This is a genomic window from Plantactinospora sp. CNZ320, from assembly GCF_002846275.1.
In genome coordinates this window covers 303,483-320,794 of the sequence record NZ_PJMP01000001.1, presented here as the reverse complement: position 1 = coordinate 320,794, position 17,312 = coordinate 303,483, and the positions used below count along the sequence as shown (strand labels likewise).

Genomic DNA, 17,312 nt, shown 5'->3' with positions numbered 1-17,312 from the left:
CAACGATCTACCGGTCACATCATTCGAGCAACATCGGCGACTAATTGAGATGTTGTGAAGCGCTAGTCATCACTCGAGTCTCTTCCGTTCTCCTCTTTGCCCGACGCCAGACACAGAGACCGATTACGTAACGCGAGCGGAGCGCATTCGGAAGCCTACTCGCGCTGAATGCGTACACCATCGTGGACTCGTACGGCAGGCTTGGCTTCGTTCAATGCGTCGAGCACCCGAATGGCGTACACCTCACCCATCTGGCTAGCGACACGATCGCGTCCCCACCATTCGGCCCGCGTGGTCTCGTCGCTCATTCGCAGCCGCCCGCCGGCCACGCGTGCACGGAAGACGAGGGCGACGATTCCCCGCTGCATGTTCTTGTAGACGCCGGTCAGCCGGTCGGGCTGGATCTCCAGGCCGGTTTCTTCGCGGACCTCGCGACGCAGCCCCTCGAGGATCGATTCGCCCAGCTCGAGGACGCCGCCCGGGGGCTCCCAGTGGCCATTGTCCCGGCGTTCGGTCACGAGCACCTCTCCCTCATCGTTCACAATGACGGCCGCGACGCTGACGGAATGCTGCGAACTGGCTGCCATCGCCTACTCCCGAGTCGGTAGGGTTCTCCAAAACGACTCGTGTATACCACCTGATGGGGCCCGCGATGAGGGATCGGATCGACCCAGCGAGCGATCGCGCCGTGTATCGGCAGATTGCGGACAACCTCCGGGCGGCGGTCGAGCGTGGAGACTTGGAGCCTGGGGCGCAGCTGCCGTCCGAGACACAGCTTGTCGGAGAGTACGGGGTCAGCCGCGTCACGGCTCGGCGTGCGCTGAGCGTACTCGTGGCTGATGGGCTGGTGGTCTCGGAGCACGGACGCGGTTGGTTCGTTCGCCGACGGCCACCGGTCAAGCGGCTCGGCTCCGACCGCTTCACGCGGCGCCCTGAGGGCAAGGCGGCCTTCACGGTGGACATGGAGGCCAACGATCGAGAGTTCCGAGTCGAGGTGCTGTATGTCGGGCGAGGCCCGATACCGCACGAAGCGGCTGCCCGCCTTCGAGTCGAAGCTGGCTCCGAAGTGGTCATTCGGAGACGCCGGTACTTCACTGACGAGCAGCCCGTCGAGACGGCAACCTCCTACATCCCGGTGCGTGTCGCGGCAGGGACCCCGATCGAGGAAGCAAACCCGGGACCAGGCGGTATCTACGCCCGGATGGAAGACCGGGGTATGACCTTCGAGCGGTACGACGAAGAAATCCTGGCCCGCATGCCGAACAGTGAGGAGTGCCGGCTGCTGCAGCTCCCTCCAGGTTCGCCAGTCCTACATCTGGTCCGAACGGCAATCGCCGACGGTCGGCCGGTCGAGGTGTGCGACTCCGTGATGGATGCGGCGGCGTTCGTGCTGCACTACCGTCTCCCGGCCTAGGCAGTTTCGTCGCTTTCTGCAGCTTCTGAAGCCGTCTGTCCAGGACTGAACCGATCCGTAGACTCGTGTACACAAGTACTCCTGTTAGACCTCTCCTCGATAGGGGTGGAACGGCCGGAGGCTCGGGCGCGGCAACGCCCGGCCTCCGGCCTCGCCAGAAGGTGAGAGTGATCGTGGTTCTCCGGATGTCGTTGATCGCGCTCGGCGGCCTGCTCCCCGGCTTCGTACTCGGCCTCTTCGCGTTCCGGGTCAAGTCCCGCTGGTGTCCGCGCTGCGGCGAGTCCACAGACGCCATCCACCGGACCCACGCCCGATGACCACGCCGGACTCGCCCGACCGCGCCGACCTCCCGATCGGACGCCGGGTCGCCCAACTCCGTACCCGACTCGGCATGACTCAACAGGTCTTCGCCGACCGACTCGGCAGATCGAAGAGCTGGGTCGACAAGGTCGAGCGCGGGGTGCGTACCCTCGACCGGCTCTCCGTCATCGGAGCCGTCGCCGCCGCCCTCGGGGTCGACCCGGAGGTCCTGCTCCCCCACCCCGCCCGCCGCGCACCCGCCACCGGTCTCGCCGCCGCCGTCGAACGCGTACGCACCGCCCTCGCCTGCTACCCCACCACCGCCGGCACTCCATCCCAGCCACCGCCATCACCGGCACACCTCGACCGCCGACTACGGCACGCCTGGGCCGCCTACCGGCACGCCCACCACCCACAGGTGATGCGGCTACTACCCGACCTGCTCACCGACATCCGGCACGCCGGGACAACCGTCGGCACCGAACACACCGCAGATCTTCTGGTACGCGTCTACCGGCTCGCCGCCCAAACGCTTGTCAAACTCGACGCCGCCGACCTGGCCTGGCTCGCCGCCGACCGGGCGATGGCCGCCACCGGGGGTGACCCACGGCGTGCCGCAGTCGCCGCGATCCCCCTGGCCCAGGCACTACGCGCCCTGCACCGGGGACGGCTCGCGATGGCCGCCACCATCACCGCCGCGTACCGTCTCCTCCCGGCACCGTCCCGCGCCTCCGCGCCGAACGACCTCGCCCTGGCCGGCAGCCTGCTCACCGAGGCCGCCATCGCCGCCGCGACCTGCGCCGATGCCATCGCCGCCCGCGACCTCGCCAACCGCGCCGCCCGACTCGCCACCATCCACTGCGAGCATCCCCGTCCCGACAGCGGCGACCTCGGATTCGGGCCGATCACCGTCGATCTCGCCCGCGCCCTCATCGCCACCGAACTCGGTGACAGCCACCGGGCAATCACCATCCACCAGCACACCACCGCCAGCACCGCCTGGCCCCGAATACCCGCCGAACACCGGGCAGCCCACCTGATCGACATCGTCCGCGCCCACCTCGATGCCGGCGACCCGCAGGCCGCCGGACGCGCCCTCGTCATCGCCGACCGCACCGCCCCGGCCGAGACCCGCATCCGGCCCGGCGCCCGTGCCGCACTGACCGCCGTACTCCGCAGCGGCCCCACCTCCGCCGACGTCACCCGGCTCGCCGCCACCGTCGGTCTGACCCGACAGTGACCGCAGCGGAGCAGGACCATCTCGGCGGCCGAGACGTCCGCGGCGGGTCACCGCGGATCCGGTTGCTCTGTCGGGAACGCCTCAGAGCTGGCGCAGGATCACCGGGTCCTTGATCTTCTTGTCGGCGGCCAGCAGCAGCGCCTTGCTGATGATCTCGCCGAGCCGGCTGTCGCCCTCGAAGGGCAGGAACATCTCAGGCTCCTTCGCCTTGGCCGAGTCCGGGACGATGCACAGGTACCGGTCGTCCGGGGCGATCAGGATGTTGCCCGAGCCGCAGTGGATGCGGTACGTGTGCAGGTCACCCCGCACTTCGAGGAACCTGTCGGTGACGGTGCAGCGGTCGGCGATCGCCAGCCGTGGGACGAGCTGCGCCAGCACGTCCCGGCGCGTCACACCGCTCTCGGTGAGGTCGCCAAAGCTGGTTTGCGACCAGTAGGCGCGATGGCGACCGGCGGGGCCACCGTCGTACCAGTTCGGGTCGGCACCTACCCCGGCCGCGGCCACGAACAGGTCGACGTCGCGCATCACCTCACTGAGCACCACCGCCGGGACCTCCACCAGCGGCACCGGCATACGATCTCCCCGGATGAACCGCAACTGATCGGTGCCCATCGTGTCGAACACCGCGTCGTCGTCCCGGTCCGCGATTCCGTCGATACCGAACTCGGCGTGCAGCCCCCAGTCTGGCAGGGCCAGCCGGGGCAGATCGTAGGAAGCGCCGTCGTCGCGGTGCTGGACGTACGACCAGCCGCGCTTGGACAGCAACGCGTTGAGGCGGTGCTGACGGACGATGTGCGCGGCGAACCGGTTGGAGTACGTGCCGGTGGCCCGCTCCGCGTCGGTGAGCAGATACTGCTCGCGATGCGCCTGCTTGAACGGCTGGGTGATCGCGTGCCGGGTCAGGAAGTCCCGCCACTGCAAAACTCCGGCCGGGTCGTGCACCGGGTGCCACAGCCGGACCGTGGCGTCGGCGGCCGGCTCGCAGCCGGTGTCGTCCACCGTGCGCAGAGCCTGACCACCCCAGCAGCAGGCCACGCCGTCGACGGTCCAGATGAGTCGTCGGGCCAGGGTACGGGCGAGCGGGTGGTCCAGGAACCGCTCGCGCCACTGCTCGACGGTCCACGAGCGGTCACGCCGCAGCAGCCCCTCCAGGCGGTCACGGGTGGCGACCAGCGTCGCGGCGACGTCCGTGACAGTCGCCTTCAGCTCCTTGACCTCGTCGCCGTGATCGTGACGCACCTGCGCCGGAGGGGTCTTGACCACCTTGCCGTCCGCGTTGCGCCACACCAGTACGGCGTCGACGCCGCGCACCTCCAACTCGTAGGAGCACTCGCCGAGCTTGTCGGCCAGCGGCAACCCGAAACCGGGCAGGGCCATCTCCTCGACGTCGTCGCGGCCGACGCCGAGCGCCTCGGCGTGCTTGGTCAGGCCCTTCTCGACGAGGTGCAGCGTGCTCTTGTACGTCAGCCGGGACGACAGCCGCGCCAGTTGCGCGAGGGCGGCGGGATGCTCCGTGTCGACGAGCGCCGCTACGGCGACGTTCGCCAGTTTCGGGCTCGCCGGCCCGTGGCCGCGGATCTTGCGGGCAGCCCGTTCCGCGATCTGGCCGAGGCTGCGCAGGGTCTCCTCCGACGGCGGGCACATCACCCGCATCCAGATCAGTCCCCACAGCAGTCCGACGTTGTAGCGGTCGAGCATCCGCGGAGGGACGTCGGCGAGGTGCGCGGGACAGCAGGTGGTCATGCGCAGCGGAAGGCTGCGTGCCTGACCCACCAGCGGGAGCCACTCGTCGAGCCGCGCAGTGAACTCGTCACCGCCGACCGCGTCAAGTAGCGACCGAGCCTGCTTCCGCCAGGCGACCGTCGGCTTTGCCTTGTCCGCACCGACGGCGCAGTGCACCAACAGCGCCTCCCAAGCGGACCGACCCTCCGCCGGCATGGACTCGATGTCCGCGATGGCGCGGTCGGCCCACTGTTCGCCGACGTTGGGGATCGGCCACATCCGGTCGGACTCGGCGCCCAGGTCGTCCACGGAACGCTCGATCCGCGTGCGGCGCCAGGCCGCCAGCGCCGCCGGGTTCGTCCGACCGGTAGCCTCCGCCGCCTGGATGGACTCCCAGGTGAAGTCCGTGAGCCACGAACTCCAGCGACCGAATCCCAGCCATGCCTGACCCCCCAGGCGATCCAGCCAGGCGGTGCCGTCCAGCCCGCCGCCGGAGAGCGTCGCCTGGACCAGCTTGGCCCGCCCGTCGCTGTCCTGCCCCGGTACCGTCAACGCGTCGAACACGGCTTGCCGCGTCGGCACCGGCTGCGCTGCCAGAAGTTGTTCCACCCGCTCCCACGCCTCGCCGCAGGCACGGTTCCACGGGCTCTCCTGCCGGTACGGGAGCCGGGGCAGATGCTCGACCACGGTCAGCGCTGCGGCGGAACGACGGTCGTGATCGGCGCCGTCACCCTCCAGGTCGGCCACGGCGGCGGCGACCAGCTCAGCCTGTCGGGTGGCCGCCGGCAGCAGCTCGACCTGGAGTGGAGCGAGATCGTATGGCCCCTGCGGATCATTGAGCGCGGCGAGCAGCGCCGCACCCGTACCGGCCGGCGCCCAGCCACACACCGTGGCCACCCCGTTGACGAAGTCCCGCTGGTTACCGTCGTTGAGCGCGTTGCCGCTTCGCACGCACCAGCCTCTGACGGTGCTGACCACGTCGTCCAGTGCCAGTTCCGGGTCGTAGGCGTCCATTCAGGCACCCACCAGCGGGACGGGCTTGAGGAACGTGAGCCGGGACTCCGCGTGCAGGCGGACCCTCTCGCCCAGGGCCGTCACCTGACGGTCGTCGACCGACACCACGGAACCGTTGCGTCGGAACGAGTCGAGGGTCATCCGCGTCCGATCCTCTGGATCGACGTCCGCGCCGGACCCGGCCACCCCGAGGGAGGCCCGCAGGTGGATCAACTCGTCGAGACGGACCATCTCTTCGGCAACTTCCATGGCCCACGCCGGCCCGCTCGGCGCCCCGGTGACATCATCGACGACTGTGCTGATCAACGGCATGGCGGAGACGGTAGCGCAGTCCTCCGACACGTCGTGCCGGCGCGGGCCCGGGGATCACCGAAGATGGATCCCCTCACTCATCGTCTCCTGGATGCTCACGCGGCGGCCAGCGGTACACCAGGACTATCCCGGCGGACGAGGCCCGTACTTCTGCTCCAGCTCGGCCTTGTCCTCGTCGGCCGGGGCCACGTACCGCGTGGTACCACGATAGATGTCGGCATCGTCCGAGACCGAGATACTGATTCCGTAAAGCGGACTGAGTTTGCTCAGCCAAAGCAGCCGGACAGCCTCTTCGATGAAAGGCTCGAAGTCGGTTCCGGGTTTCAGGAACGCGGTGACCGAGGCACTTGCGGAATTGCTTATGTTGTTCTGATATCCGACCTTCACCCTGACCACGTCCGTGCGTTGCGCCAGAGTTTCCTGTACGCCGGCAGCGACCGCGTCCGACTCTGTCCGCTCCTGCTCCGAGTCCCCCAATATGGAGCAGGAGGCGACAGCAACCAACACGACCATTGCTAGGCCGACGTGCCGGCCGACGCGGTCCAACGCCCGGCGACCCCTCGACCACCACACCCCGGACTCTCTCCCTTCGACGCACATCAGCGGACTCCCGCGCAGTTCGTACACCTAGGCCTATGGCGACAACGCACCCGACTATCTCGGCGGCCGGGGGCCGTACTTGCGATCCAACTCCGCCTTGTCATCAGAAGTCAGGTGACGGGTAACGCTGCGCCGTTTGTCTTCGTCGTCCATCGCGGAGGCCCTGATTGAACTGAGCGGATCAAGCTTGCTCAACCAGACCAGACGGACAGCCTCATCGAGGAACGGATCGAAATCAGCCCCGGCCTGCAACGTCGCGGTCACGGAGGCACTCTCGGCATTGCTGATGTTGTTCTGGTACCCGACATCCACCCTGACCACCTCGGGCCGTGCCGCCAGCACCTCCTGAATCTCGGCGGCGATCGCATCCGACTCCGCCCGCTCCTCCGGAGAATCCGCCAACCCACCACACGCGGCGACAGCGAGAAGCACGATCGTCGCCAGCCCAGGCAGCGCACCCACACGAACCGCCTGGAACCCCCTCGACCACCGCATCTTCCGCGCCCTCCTGTCCACTCGCATCAGTGCACCCTGAAATTCACAGGCCTTCGACTCCACGGCCTTCCCGTTCCGAAACGCAGCAGCACTGTCCGGTACTGCGCCAAATCCCACGGCTGGTCGGCGCTTTCGGTCGGGCTGCGCTCTGACCCGACTGCCTCCAGCACTTGACGACTATCCCCGCGGTCGAGGACCGTACTTGCGTTCCAGTTCGGCCATGTCGTCAGGAGTGAGATGGCGGGTGGTGTTGCGCTGTTTGTCTTCGTTGTCGATCGCGGAGGCTCTGATCGAGCTGAGCGGGTCGAGCTTGCTCAACCAGACCAGCCGGACGGCCTCATCGAGGAACGGATCGAAATCAGCCCCGGCCTGCAGCGTCGCGGTCACGGAGGCACTCTCGGCATTGCTGATGTTGTTCTGGTACCCGACCTCCACCCTGACCACCTCGGGCCGTGCCGCCAGCACCTCCTGAATCTCGGCAGCGATCGCATCCGACTCCGCCCGCTCCTCCGGCGAGTCCCCCAGTACGGAACAGGAAACAACCGCCAGCAGTACGCTCACCGCCAACCCCACCAGCCCGCCAGCGCGGACCGGCCGGTGCTCCCTCAATCGTCGCATCGTCGCTCTCCCGTCGACCCCTATCAGTGCACCCTGTGCAGTTCATAAACCTTCGACTCGACGGTCTCGCCGTTCAGGAACGCGCCAGCGCTGTCCCGGTACGCCTGCACCGACGGATCCGCGCTCCGGTCCAGCGCCTGCGCGGCGGGAAGGTACGCGGAACCAGCGCCGTGATTCCTGCCGACGGAGCCGTTCTGGGCGTCGAAGGTGACCGTCGTGTGGTTGGGCCGGTCAGGGTTGTCGGTGGCGTCGAGGTGCGGCACGACGTCGCGCGCATTTTCCAGTGCCAGCACCTGCACGCCGGTCGGAACCTCGGTGTTGCCGATCGGCGAGCCGGCCGTGACGACGTGGGTGACGTTGTACGGGAAGCCGCCGCTGGCGGAGTCCTGCGCGGCCTGGGCAGCGACCATCCCGCCCTGGCTGTGCCCGACCAGCATCACCGGGTCGTCGGCGCCCGCCCCGGCCATCCGCAGCGCCTCGGCGATGGCGTGCTGCCGGGAGGTGGTGTCGCCGCCGAGGACGTGCACGTTGGTACCCATGTCGTTGAGGAACGGGCTGTCCGCACTCCACGGCATGTTCATCTCCTTGGTGCCGGGAATGTCGACGACGTACGCCGTGCTGCCGTCCGGATGCGTGATCACCCGCACGTCGATCTGATCCGGACTTCTGGCGTTGGCCGCCTCGTTGCGGTAATCGAGGCCATCGATCAGGTCACCGAAGCCTCGCGGCGGGTCGCTCATCGACCCGTCCGAGGTGTCGATATTGGTGCCGGTCCCGTTCACGTCCGGCACTGTGACCGAGTAGGTGCCGTCGTCGTAGAACTCGCCGAGCAGGTCCGCAGCGCCCGGCACGTCACCGACCATCGGAGCGCCCGGAAGGCTGCTGATCAGCCCCGGCCCCAAACCGACGAGGGTGTCGACGATCCCGGGATGGTCAATGACCAGCTGCTCCCAGTCGACGTCGTCGGCCAGCAGCGCCCCGGCACCGACCAGCGGCGCCAACGGCAGCAGCGTCGCCGGCCCCAGCACGCCGGCCTTGATCCCGGTGCCAAGCCCGTAGCCGAGAGCCCAACGCAACGTCTCGATCGTCCGGGCCCGCTCCTCATCGACAGCCTGGTAGGAGGCGACGACCGTCCGCAACGCGATCGCCCGCTGCCCGAACCCCAACGACAACGCGGTCAACCCCTGCGGACCGTCCAGCGCCCGAAGCAGACCAGCCTCGATCCTCGCGAACCCGCCCGGGTTGAGCACCGCCGAAGCCACCAGGTCCGGATCGGCCAGCATGCCGTGCCCCTGCACGCTGATCCCGGCCAGGTCCCGGGCCAGGTCATCGCTGTGCCGGGCCAGCAGACCGATGTCCTCGTACCGAGCACCCGTGCCGCCGGCGCCGCCGCTGACCTGGAACTCCGGATCACCCATCGCCACCCTCCACAAGCTGTCCCAGATACGGCGCCAGCCACACCCCGATCTCCTCCCGGGCCACCGGCCGCACCGACACCATCCGCCGACCCGAACCGTCCGGCTCTGGACGCAATCCGAGCCAGCCGTCTTCGGTGGCCAACCAGACCACCTGCGCCACCCCCACCCCGACGCCGCTGCGGCCACTCACCAACACCCGCAACACCCCGGTCGTACGCGCCTGCACCTGCTCGACCAGCCGCACCTGCGCCGCCGTCAAGCCCAACGCCGCCACCGCCTCGGCACGCCCGGCCGTCCCGGCCAGCTCAGCAGAACGGGTGTACTCAGCCAGCGCCGCCAACGGCAGCCGCCCCGACACCCGCGAATCGCCGTCACCGCCGAGCGCCTGGCCGAGCGGTCCCGTCGCCCCCGCCAGGTCCCGTTCCGCCGGTACGACCCGGACCAGCTCACGCCCGAGCACCACCGCCTCGAACATCGACAACTCGACAGCACCGTCGGCGAGCCCGACCAGGGCCGCCCCCACCGGCCCCGCCACCGCCAGAACTGCCCGTGCCGACCGCCCCTCGACCGACGCCTCGACCCGGATCACCGCCCGCGCTGCCACGAACGTCGCCAGGTTCGCCAGCACCGACTCCGCCGGCCGACACTCCACCGGATCACCGTCGACGGTCACCACGCCCCGGGCCGCCAGCGCCTGCCCGGCGGCGCGCAGGAGATCCGACCCCGGCTCGTCCGGTACGTCGAACCCGGGCGGCGGAGCCAACCCCGTGCGACGGACCAGCAATGTCCACTCCGCAGCGCTCAGCACCAGCCGGCGTGCCGGCAGCACGTCACTGGCGGCGCCCACCTAGAGCACTCCCCTGCCCCGGAGGAACTCGCCGACCTCCAGCCAGCGCCGGTCCCCAGAGACCGGCAGGTTACCCGGCTGCACCGGCCAGCCCGCCCACGGCGCCTCCATCGCAGCCTTCATCAACGGCCCGCCGACCAGCGGCGCCAGATCCCTCATCCGCTCCGCGGTCGCGGTGAACCACGCCTTGGCCTGCTCCTCGATCCGAGCGATCAACGCGATCAGTTCCCGTACCTCCTGAGCGTGCGCCACCGTCGCGTCGGCCGCCGCGTCCAACTCGTCCGCGACCCGGTCCGCCTGCCCCCGGTCCCGGCCCGCCTGATCGCGGTACGCCTGCGCCGACACCGACACCCACCGCGCCGCCTGCCCCCGCCGCTCGTGGTCGGCCGCCTGTTCCCGGATCTCGGCGGCCCGCTGCCGCAACCGGCCGGCCAGCCGATCCAACTCGTCCGGATCCCCGTACACCCGAAGCACGCCCCATCCCTCCACGCCAGACCCGCAGCGAGGCAGTCATCAGACGCACAGAGCACCCGATTCATCGCCATCCGTCAACATGCCACGCTCAGCGTGTCCCATCCGGTCAACCCGGGAGTTCGCAGAGCGGGCGTCGAGCGGGCAGCGGCCGAACTCGTTCCGCCGCACGACGATCTCCTCGTGACGCACCGGATGCCCACAACGGCCATCAGAAGCGACGAGGTCGGAGCGCTTGCCGACCGCCGCCTCACCCCCGGGCCAACAGGCTGACCAGGGCGGTACGGGAGGTCACCCCGAGCTTGCGGTAGATCCGCATCAGGTGCGCGTCCACCGTACGCGGGCTGATCTGAAGCTGCCGGGCGATGGCCCGGGAGGTGGCACCGGTGACCGTCAACTCGGCGACCTCCCGTTCCCGCCCGGTCAGCAGCGCCAGCGGGTGCGTCGGGTCCGACACCTCACCGTCCTGCTCCGCCGACACGGCACGCCGGGACAGCCGGGCGGCCAGCCGGCGTTGTGCCCGATCCGCCTGCCCGGCCAGCCAGCGCGCGCCACTGGCCGTGAAGAGTCGCTTGGCCTGGCCGAGCTGTTCGCGGGCCGACCGTGGATCCCCGGTCGCCGCGCACGCCTCGGCGAGCACCATCCGGGCCTGCCCCTCGGGCACCGGCATCCCGACCGCAGCCAACTGGTCAATTGCCGGTAACGCCTCCGTCACGGCGTCGCCGGGTGCGTCGTACGCCAGGGCCAGGGTCGCACCCGCCATCCCGACCAGCCCGAGCCGTCCGGGCAGGTCACCGGCGGCCTCGGCGGCCCGGACCAGCCAACGCCGGGCCTGCGGTGGCAGCCCTGCCGGCCTATCCGGTCCCGCCGATGCCTCCTGTCCAGAGGAAAGCACCCCGGCCCGACCGCCGCCGGCCGCGGCTGCACCTCCACCTCCGGCCGCGGATGCGATGGCTCCGGATGCGGATGCGGAGAGTGCCCGGACCACCAGGACGCCCGCCTCGGCCGGCCCGAGGCAGCGGTAGGTCTCCGCGTCGGCCAGCAACTCCTGGCAGCCGGCGTCGTCGCCGACCGCCGCGCTCGCCTCGGCCAGGTGCATCCGGACCACCGCCCGGTACAGGGTGGAGCGTGGCGCGGCACTGCTCCGCAACCGTTCCAGGGCCGGGCGTACGGCGTCCGGCCCGGCTAGCCAGAGCAGCGGCCGGAGGCGTACCGCCGCAGCCAGCGTTGCCGCCTCGGCACCCCCCTGCCACCTGGCGATCTCCTCGGCCTCCTCGGCGTCCCGCAGCGCGTCGTCGACCCGGCCGATCGTGCCGTAGAGCACGGACCGGGCCGCGTAGAGCAGTGGGTGCACGTGGATCCTGCCGTACCGCAGTCCCACCTCGATGCCCCGCTCGGCGTGTGCCAGCCCGTCGGCGACCCGGTCCAGCATCGCCTCGATCCAGGCGAGCAGGGCGATCGCACCCAGCTCGTCCCGGAGCGCGACGTCACCGAGAGCGTCGATCATCCGGGCGGCGTACGAGACCCGCAGCCGGGCGGTGGCCAACGGCTCCCGGGCGACCGCACAGGTGGCCAGTACGGTGCCGGCGGCGGCCTCGATCCCCCGGTACCCGCCCTGGCGTGCCCGGTCCATCGTCTTGCCGGCGTGTCTGGCACCGGCGCGCCACCGGCCGGCGAGCATCTCCGTCACCGCGAGTTCCAGCCGCAGCATCGCCTGCGGCGTGCCGGTGGCGCCCAGCCTTTCCAGCTCGGTGCTGAGCAGCGCGCTGGCCACGTCGAGCCGGCCGGCCAGCCGTTCCAGCACCGCGAGCTGTTCGACCGCGGCGTGCCGGTGCGGGCCGGCGAGTACGACCAGATCGTTCAACACCGTGCGCGCCTCGTCGAACTGGCCGGTCACCGCGAGCGCCTTGGCGAAGAGCAACCGCAGCTCGTTCCGGCGTTCCGATCGACCCGAGCCGTCCGGCAGTGCCGACAACGCGACGCGCAGCCAGCCGGCGCTGGTGCTCGGCGCCGTACCCATGGTGGTCATCGCGGCCGTGACCAGCACCTCGGCGGCGGCCTCGTCGCCCGGCTGGATCGCCTTGGCCAGATGATGCGCCCGGAGCGTCAGCGGGGCGCCGGCACGTTCCAGGTGGGCGGCGGCGCGGCGGTGGGCGGCCAGCCGCCAGGCCGGACCGGCCAGCCAGTACGCCACCGCGCGCACCAGCGAGTGCCGGAAGTCCAGTTCCGCGCCGACCTGGCGGATCAGGTCACGGGCGACCAGCGCGTCGAGCGCGGCGGTGGTGCGTCGCGGGTCGATCCCGGCCGCAGCCGCGACGGTGCCGATGTCGAGGCCCGGGCCGACCACGGCGGTGGCCTGGAGCACCAGGCGTTCGGTCGGTCCGAGCCCGCGGATCTCGGTCGCCATCGCACCGTGCAGCGCACTGGTCACCGGCTCCTCGGGGAAGTCGCCCCGGCGCAGCGCGCCGAGGACCTGCGTCGAGGTGCCGGCAAGCAGTTCCAGATAGAGCGGGTTACCGCCACTGACCTGGTGCAGCAGCCTGCGTCGCGGTGCCGGTTCGGCCGGCAGTAACCGGTCGACGTCGGCAGCGCCCAGCGGGCCGAGGCAGAGCCATTCGGGCAGCGGCGCCAGGTGGGCGAGTTCCTCGGCGAGTCTCGGCGGGCACTGTTCGGACCGGAACGCCAGCACGACCGTCAGCCGGGCGTCCGGCGGATGCCGCAGCAGATAGCCGAGGAACTCGACCGAGGCGTCGTCGGCCCACTGCACGTCGTCGAAGACCAGCAGCGCCCCGGTCGGCCGGGCGGCGGCGGTGACCAGGCTGCGCAACCGCCGGTGCCGCCGGTGCCGCTCGACCGCGGCAGTGGCCGGCCCCGGCCCGCCGGGGTCGGGCACCGCGAGGGTGTCCAGCGACGCGTGCAGCTCGGCCAGATGATCGGGTACGCCGGCCAGCGCGTCCAGCAGCACAGCGTACGGCAGGGAGCGTTCGAACTCGGTCGCCCGACCGAGCAGTACCCGGCGACCCCGCTCGCGGGCCACCTTCGCCAGCTCGGCGACGAGGCGACTCTTGCCGATCCCCGGTTCACCGTGCAGCACCAGGAACCGGGGTCGTGACCTGTCCTCGTCGAGCAGCGCGATCGTCCGGGCCAGTTCGGCATCCCGCCCGACCAGGGCGACGGCGGGTGCCGCCACCGGTCGCGGTACGGCCGTCGGCTCGGACGGCGATGTGACCGGCACCTGCGTACCTCCAGGACATGGGCTGATCCTGTCCGAGGTAACCGCGTAGACGGTCGTCCATGCCAGAGCGAACGGGCCGAACTATAAGCAGTCATCAGTCCATTGACACCGCAGCGCCGGAGAACCTATGGCCGGCGGCTCGGGGCCGATCCTGACGACGGTACCGTTTTCGCAGCTCGGAGAGGCCGCGCGGGTTGCCGCCGAGACCACCTGCCGGCCGCGTGGCGGCGAGCGACGGCGCCAGGTCCGGGTGGGTGCTGTCGCGGATCGTGCCCACCACCGGACATCCACTTCCCGCACTACGGGACGGCGGGGTCCCGCAGGTAGGACCGGCCGCCACGACAGAACGACGAGGTGGGTCAGTGACGGAGCTTCGCCACCGCGCCCCGGACCATCCGCATCCCGGCCATCCCGGGCAGCGCCCTGGTCGCCATCCCCCGTGCGCCCTTGCCGGCCATCGCGGGCATGCGCCTGCCGAGCACGTCCCGCACGCCCTTGCCCATCATCCCGTTCATGCCCATTCCGGCCATCCCGCGCATGGGTCGGGTGGCCATCCCGCGCATGCCCTTGGCCCGGCGTTCGATCCCGTTCATCCGGTTCAGGATGCCCTGGAGCACCTGGCCCGGCTTCTGCTGCTCGCCGGCGAGCGCGGTGACCACGATCAGTCCGCCGGTCAGGGCCGGAATCACCCACTGCAACACCCGCAACTGCCGCTGCCGGGCCGCGACGCTCGCGGGCGTACCGTTCGCTGGCGCCGTCGTCGCCACCACCGGCGCCTCGCTGCTCTTCTCCAACTGCATGCCGAGCATCCGGCTGTAGCCGGTCGCCGCCAGTGCCGCCACCGTCAGCCCGGTCTTGACGGCGCTCATCCTGCCCACCCCGGCCTGGACGAGCATCCGCGGACTCTCGGTGATCAGCTCACCGGCGGCACCGGCCACATGCGTGCCGATCGCCGCCGCGTTCACCGGCGTCCACTTGGCCCAGCCGGCCGAAGCCACCCCGAGCCGCTGGGTCGAGTCGCTCACCTTCGCCGCCGCGCCGTTGACCCCGATCGCCCCCATCAGGGAGCCGCCGAACCAGGCAGCCAGGCCGAGATCGTGCATCGAGCGCAGTACGGTATGCCGCTCCGACATGTGCCAACCTCCGTCGTAGGAGATGCGCCGGGTACCCGTGCCAATGCCTTCCAATCCTCTGAGCCGGCGGTCTGACGTCTCGTCGGCTGCGGGGTGGGGATGTTCGCCGACGAGACTGTCGAGCTGCCCCGCTTGTGCGCCCACCCTCCCGGGCTGCCCGAGCCCAGGTCCCGAACCCCCCGGCCCCGAACCCCGATCCGCCCGCCGGTCCCGCCCCGGCCGGTCGACCCGGACCGTGCACGCCGTCCTCGGCATCACCGCAATCCCCGGACGACCCGGCGTCGGCAACCCCGGCATCCGTGCCCCGCGTGTGCACCCAGCTCGACAGTCTCCGCACCGACCACCCCCGGCTCCGCCGCCGGTCGCTCATGCGAATGCCGGCCGTCCCGGTGATCCGCGATGACGAAGCGCTAGTCCAGTGCGACACCATCGTCGGGTACGCCCAGATCCTGGATCCGGTAGTCGATGCTGTGCAGTGGCAGGTTCCGGACGAAGAAGACCCGGGACGGCAGCCCGCTGGACCGGCGTGCCCCCTGGGTGAGCCCGGTACCGGTGAAGCAGAGCCAGCTGATTCCGAGCACCTCCCGGATGAAGTAGTCCGGACCCCACGGGGTGTACCTGCGTTCCCGGGTGGTGCAGCTCGAATACCACGCCTGCTGGTCGTCGGAGTAGTAGTTGCGGGGCGGTAGGCCGAGCAGGGTGCGCTCCTCGTCGGTCGCCTCGAAGCACCCCGCCCGGCTCGGATCGGAGAGGATCAGGAACGCCGACTTCCAGGTCGCCGGCAGCAGGTCCAGCTTGCGGCGGTTCAGCTCGTTCAACTCGAAGGTGAGGGCCAGCCACGGGCCGTTGGAGTTGGCCACCTGCTCGAGGGCGTCCCCGATCCAGAGGTTGGCGAGGATCTCCCGCAGGGTACGGTGCCGCTGCTCGTCGTGGTCGCCGACGAAGACATACCTGCGGGTGTCCAGGCCGAGTCGTCCGGCCGGATCGAAGCCGTCCCGGGGTACCAGCCTGACGACCCGCTCGACCACCGCCCGCTGCTCGTACCGGCGCAGCAGTTCGTCGGCAGGCAGCGCCAGCCGGAGCCGCAGCGTGCTCCGGAGCCGTTCGGCCACCTGCCGCAGGCCGCCGCTGGCGGTGACCGCCTGCTCCAGCCGATCCTGGGGCAGCTGCGGGACCGCCGCTGTCTCGTCCAGCAGGATCGGCACCACCACGGGCCGGCCGCCCTCCCGGCCGCACGGGTCGATCGCCCGAGCCGGCTCCGCCAGGTGGTGGGCGCGGTCGGTGCCGCCCGAGACCAGCATCAGGACGACCGCCGCGCGACACCAGGCCGCCGACAGCCGGCCCTCCCGGTCGTCGCCGGGCGGCAGACTCCGACTGTCGAGGAAGACCCGAAACGGTGGGATGAGCAGGTCGTACAGTTCCTCTGCGACGGCGCGGTCCGCGGGCGCGTACGCGATGAAGAAGTCCCAACGGTCCTCTTGGGTCATTCCCCTGCTCCCTCTTCTCGGCCTCGTCGCCGATCGGGATCGCACCGACGCCTCATCCAAGCAGTCCGACCGGTCTGCGTCGATGTGCACCACCGGCACGTCGGTCACCGGTCTGTCGGCGGCACGGTAGCCTCCTGACCGGGCGGCGCACGCCGCCCCGCTGTGCCACACTCCGGGGCTGCGCCTGCACAGTAGGTGGCGAGCATGCCGGCCTACCACGCCGGAGAAACCTCCACAGACGAAGGAAACCTGCCCATGCAGCACGATGTGCTCCAGTCCCAGCGCCAGTTCCACATCCGGCAGCGGCTCCGGTTCATGGTCAACCAGTACGAGGTGCACGCGGTCAACCCGGACGGCTCCGAGGGCGGACTGCTGGCCTTCGCCCAACAAAAGCGGCTCGCCTTCAAGGAGCAGGTGACGCTCTACACCGACGACTCGAAGCAGCAGCCGGTGCTCGGCTTCAAGGCCCGTCAGGTGATGGACCTCGGCGCCACGTACGACGTGACCGACGCCGTCGGTACGCCGATCGGGCTGTTCCGCAAGGACTTCAAGTCGTCGCTGCTCCGCTCCACCTGGCACGTCGAGCAGCCCGGTCTCGGCCAGGCCGTCGGTCAGGAGCGCAGCCTGCCTGTCGCGCTGCTGCGCCGGTTCGTCGACTCGCTCTCCTGGCTGCCGTACCACTTCGACTTCACCATCGACGGCCAGCCCGCCTTCTCGGTGGTGAAGAAGTGGGGCCTGCGCGACCGGTACGTGGTCGACGTCCACCTGCCGCAGCTCGACCGTCGGCTGGTCATCGCGATGGCGGTCGGCCTGGACGCGTTGCAGAGCCGCTGACCCGGGGAGCCGGCAGGGCGCGGTCCGGGGCACCTTCGCACAGGACCGTCACCTGCTGCCCGGACCGGATCGCGGGATACTCCGAACGGAATTGCTCGATGCTCCGACCACCCCGGTCAGCGGCGTACGCACATCCCCTGGTCAGCGGCGTACGCAACGCGTGGCGGCGTCC

16 protein-coding genes are annotated in these 17,312 nt (G+C 70.4%); 4 read left to right on the top strand and 12 right to left on the bottom strand.

The annotated features are described in order from the left end of the window. Positions 1–155 precede the first annotated feature (155 nt). The gene (locus CLT71_RS01235; protein WP_101365459.1) at positions 156–587 is read right to left on the bottom strand and encodes an NUDIX domain-containing protein; all 432 of its coding nucleotides are present in this window, start codon (positions 585–587) and stop codon (positions 156–158) included. A 65-nt stretch (positions 588–652) separates the two neighbouring features. Between CLT71_RS01235 and CLT71_RS01230 the strand changes: the two genes are divergently transcribed. The 3 genes from CLT71_RS01230 (at position 653) to CLT71_RS01225 (ending at position 2,954) form a co-directional block, all read left to right on the top strand. Continuing rightward, on the top strand, positions 653–1,414 hold the full coding sequence (locus CLT71_RS01230; RefSeq protein WP_101371032.1) for a GntR family transcriptional regulator: 762 nt from the start codon (positions 653–655) through the stop codon (positions 1,412–1,414). A 167-nt stretch (positions 1,415–1,581) separates the two neighbouring features. Beyond that, positions 1,582–1,731, top strand: coding sequence for a hypothetical protein (locus tag CLT71_RS36870; protein ID WP_158242144.1), 150 nt, complete (start codon positions 1,582–1,584; stop codon positions 1,729–1,731). Next, the gene (locus CLT71_RS01225; protein WP_101365458.1) at positions 1,728–2,954 is read left to right on the top strand and encodes a helix-turn-helix domain-containing protein; all 1,227 of its coding nucleotides are present in this window, start codon (positions 1,728–1,730) and stop codon (positions 2,952–2,954) included. The genes CLT71_RS36870 and CLT71_RS01225 overlap by 4 nt, the downstream gene beginning before the upstream one ends. Positions 2,955–3,035: 81 nt before the next feature. Here the strand turns inward: CLT71_RS01225 and CLT71_RS01220 are convergent, their stop codons facing one another. From CLT71_RS01220 to CLT71_RS01170, 11 genes are all read right to left on the bottom strand, one after another. After that, positions 3,036–5,690: a DUF4132 domain-containing protein gene (locus CLT71_RS01220; RefSeq protein WP_101365457.1), complete on the bottom strand. Its 2,655-nt coding sequence runs from the start codon at positions 5,688–5,690 to the stop codon at positions 3,036–3,038. Then, positions 5,691–6,002: a hypothetical protein gene (locus CLT71_RS01215; protein ID WP_101371031.1), complete on the bottom strand. Its 312-nt coding sequence runs from the start codon at positions 6,000–6,002 to the stop codon at positions 5,691–5,693. 123 nt (positions 6,003–6,125) lie between these two features. Beyond that, the gene (locus CLT71_RS01210; RefSeq protein WP_143743324.1) at positions 6,126–6,629 is read right to left on the bottom strand and encodes a hypothetical protein; all 504 of its coding nucleotides are present in this window, start codon (positions 6,627–6,629) and stop codon (positions 6,126–6,128) included. Positions 6,630–6,656: 27 nt separating this feature from the next. Continuing rightward, a complete protein-coding gene (locus CLT71_RS01205; RefSeq protein WP_143743323.1) occupies positions 6,657–7,064 on the bottom strand; it encodes a hypothetical protein in 408 nt (135 codons plus the stop codon). A 210-nt stretch (positions 7,065–7,274) separates the two neighbouring features. Next, the gene (locus CLT71_RS01200; protein WP_143743322.1) at positions 7,275–7,658 is read right to left on the bottom strand and encodes a hypothetical protein; all 384 of its coding nucleotides are present in this window, start codon (positions 7,656–7,658) and stop codon (positions 7,275–7,277) included. An 80-nt stretch (positions 7,659–7,738) separates the two neighbouring features. Further along, entirely contained in the window at positions 7,739–9,133 is a 1,395-nt protein-coding gene (locus CLT71_RS01195) for an alpha/beta hydrolase (protein ID WP_143743321.1), read from the bottom strand. Next, positions 9,126–9,980, bottom strand: a complete 855-nt coding sequence (locus CLT71_RS01190) for a hypothetical protein (RefSeq protein ID WP_101365452.1) — start codon at positions 9,978–9,980, stop codon at positions 9,126–9,128. The genes CLT71_RS01195 and CLT71_RS01190 overlap by 8 nt, the downstream gene beginning before the upstream one ends. After that, complete coding sequence (locus CLT71_RS01185) at positions 9,981–10,454, bottom strand: hypothetical protein (RefSeq protein WP_143743320.1); 474 nt, start codon at positions 10,452–10,454, stop codon at positions 9,981–9,983. Positions 10,455–10,701: 247 nt separating this feature from the next. Continuing rightward, entirely contained in the window at positions 10,702–13,686 is a 2,985-nt protein-coding gene (locus CLT71_RS01180) for an AAA family ATPase (RefSeq protein WP_101365450.1), read from the bottom strand. Positions 13,687–14,045: 359 nt separating this feature from the next. Beyond that, positions 14,046–14,819, bottom strand: a complete 774-nt coding sequence (locus tag CLT71_RS01175; protein ID WP_486482972.1) for a hypothetical protein — start codon at positions 14,817–14,819, stop codon at positions 14,046–14,048. Positions 14,820–15,229: 410 nt separating this feature from the next. Further along, on the bottom strand, positions 15,230–16,306 hold the full coding sequence (locus CLT71_RS01170; protein ID WP_101365449.1) for a toll/interleukin-1 receptor domain-containing protein: 1,077 nt from the start codon (positions 16,304–16,306) through the stop codon (positions 15,230–15,232). 255 nt (positions 16,307–16,561) lie between these two features. On the opposite strand from CLT71_RS01170, the gene CLT71_RS01165 reads away from it, so the two are divergent. After that, positions 16,562–17,140 carry an LURP-one-related family protein gene (locus CLT71_RS01165; protein WP_101365448.1) on the top strand — a complete coding sequence of 193 codons (579 nt, stop codon included), beginning with the start codon at positions 16,562–16,564 and terminating at the stop codon, positions 17,138–17,140. The last annotated feature ends 172 nt before the right edge of the window (positions 17,141–17,312 follow it).

Coding starts and splice junctions, on each gene's coding strand:
- CLT71_RS01225 (WP_101365458.1), top strand. CDS start 1,728: ATGACCACGCCGGACTCGCCCGACCGCGCCGACCTCCCGATCGGACGC.
- CLT71_RS01165 (WP_101365448.1), top strand. CDS start 16,562: ATGCAGCACGATGTGCTCCAGTCCCAGCGCCAGTTCCACATCCGGCAG.
- CLT71_RS01235 (WP_101365459.1), bottom strand. CDS start 587: ATGGCAGCCAGTTCGCAGCATTCCGTCAGCGTCGCGGCCGTCATTGTG.
- CLT71_RS01220 (WP_101365457.1), bottom strand. CDS start 5,690: ATGGACGCCTACGACCCGGAACTGGCACTGGACGACGTGGTCAGCACC.
- CLT71_RS01230 (WP_101371032.1), top strand. CDS start 653: ATGAGGGATCGGATCGACCCAGCGAGCGATCGCGCCGTGTATCGGCAG.
- CLT71_RS01195 (WP_143743321.1), bottom strand. CDS start 9,133: ATGGGTGATCCGGAGTTCCAGGTCAGCGGCGGCGCCGGCGGCACGGGT.
- CLT71_RS01215 (WP_101371031.1), bottom strand. CDS start 6,002: ATGCCGTTGATCAGCACAGTCGTCGATGATGTCACCGGGGCGCCGAGC.
- CLT71_RS01175 (WP_486482972.1), bottom strand. CDS start 14,819: ATGTCGGAGCGGCATACCGTACTGCGCTCGATGCACGATCTCGGCCTG.
- CLT71_RS01170 (WP_101365449.1), bottom strand. CDS start 16,306: ATGACCCAAGAGGACCGTTGGGACTTCTTCATCGCGTACGCGCCCGCG.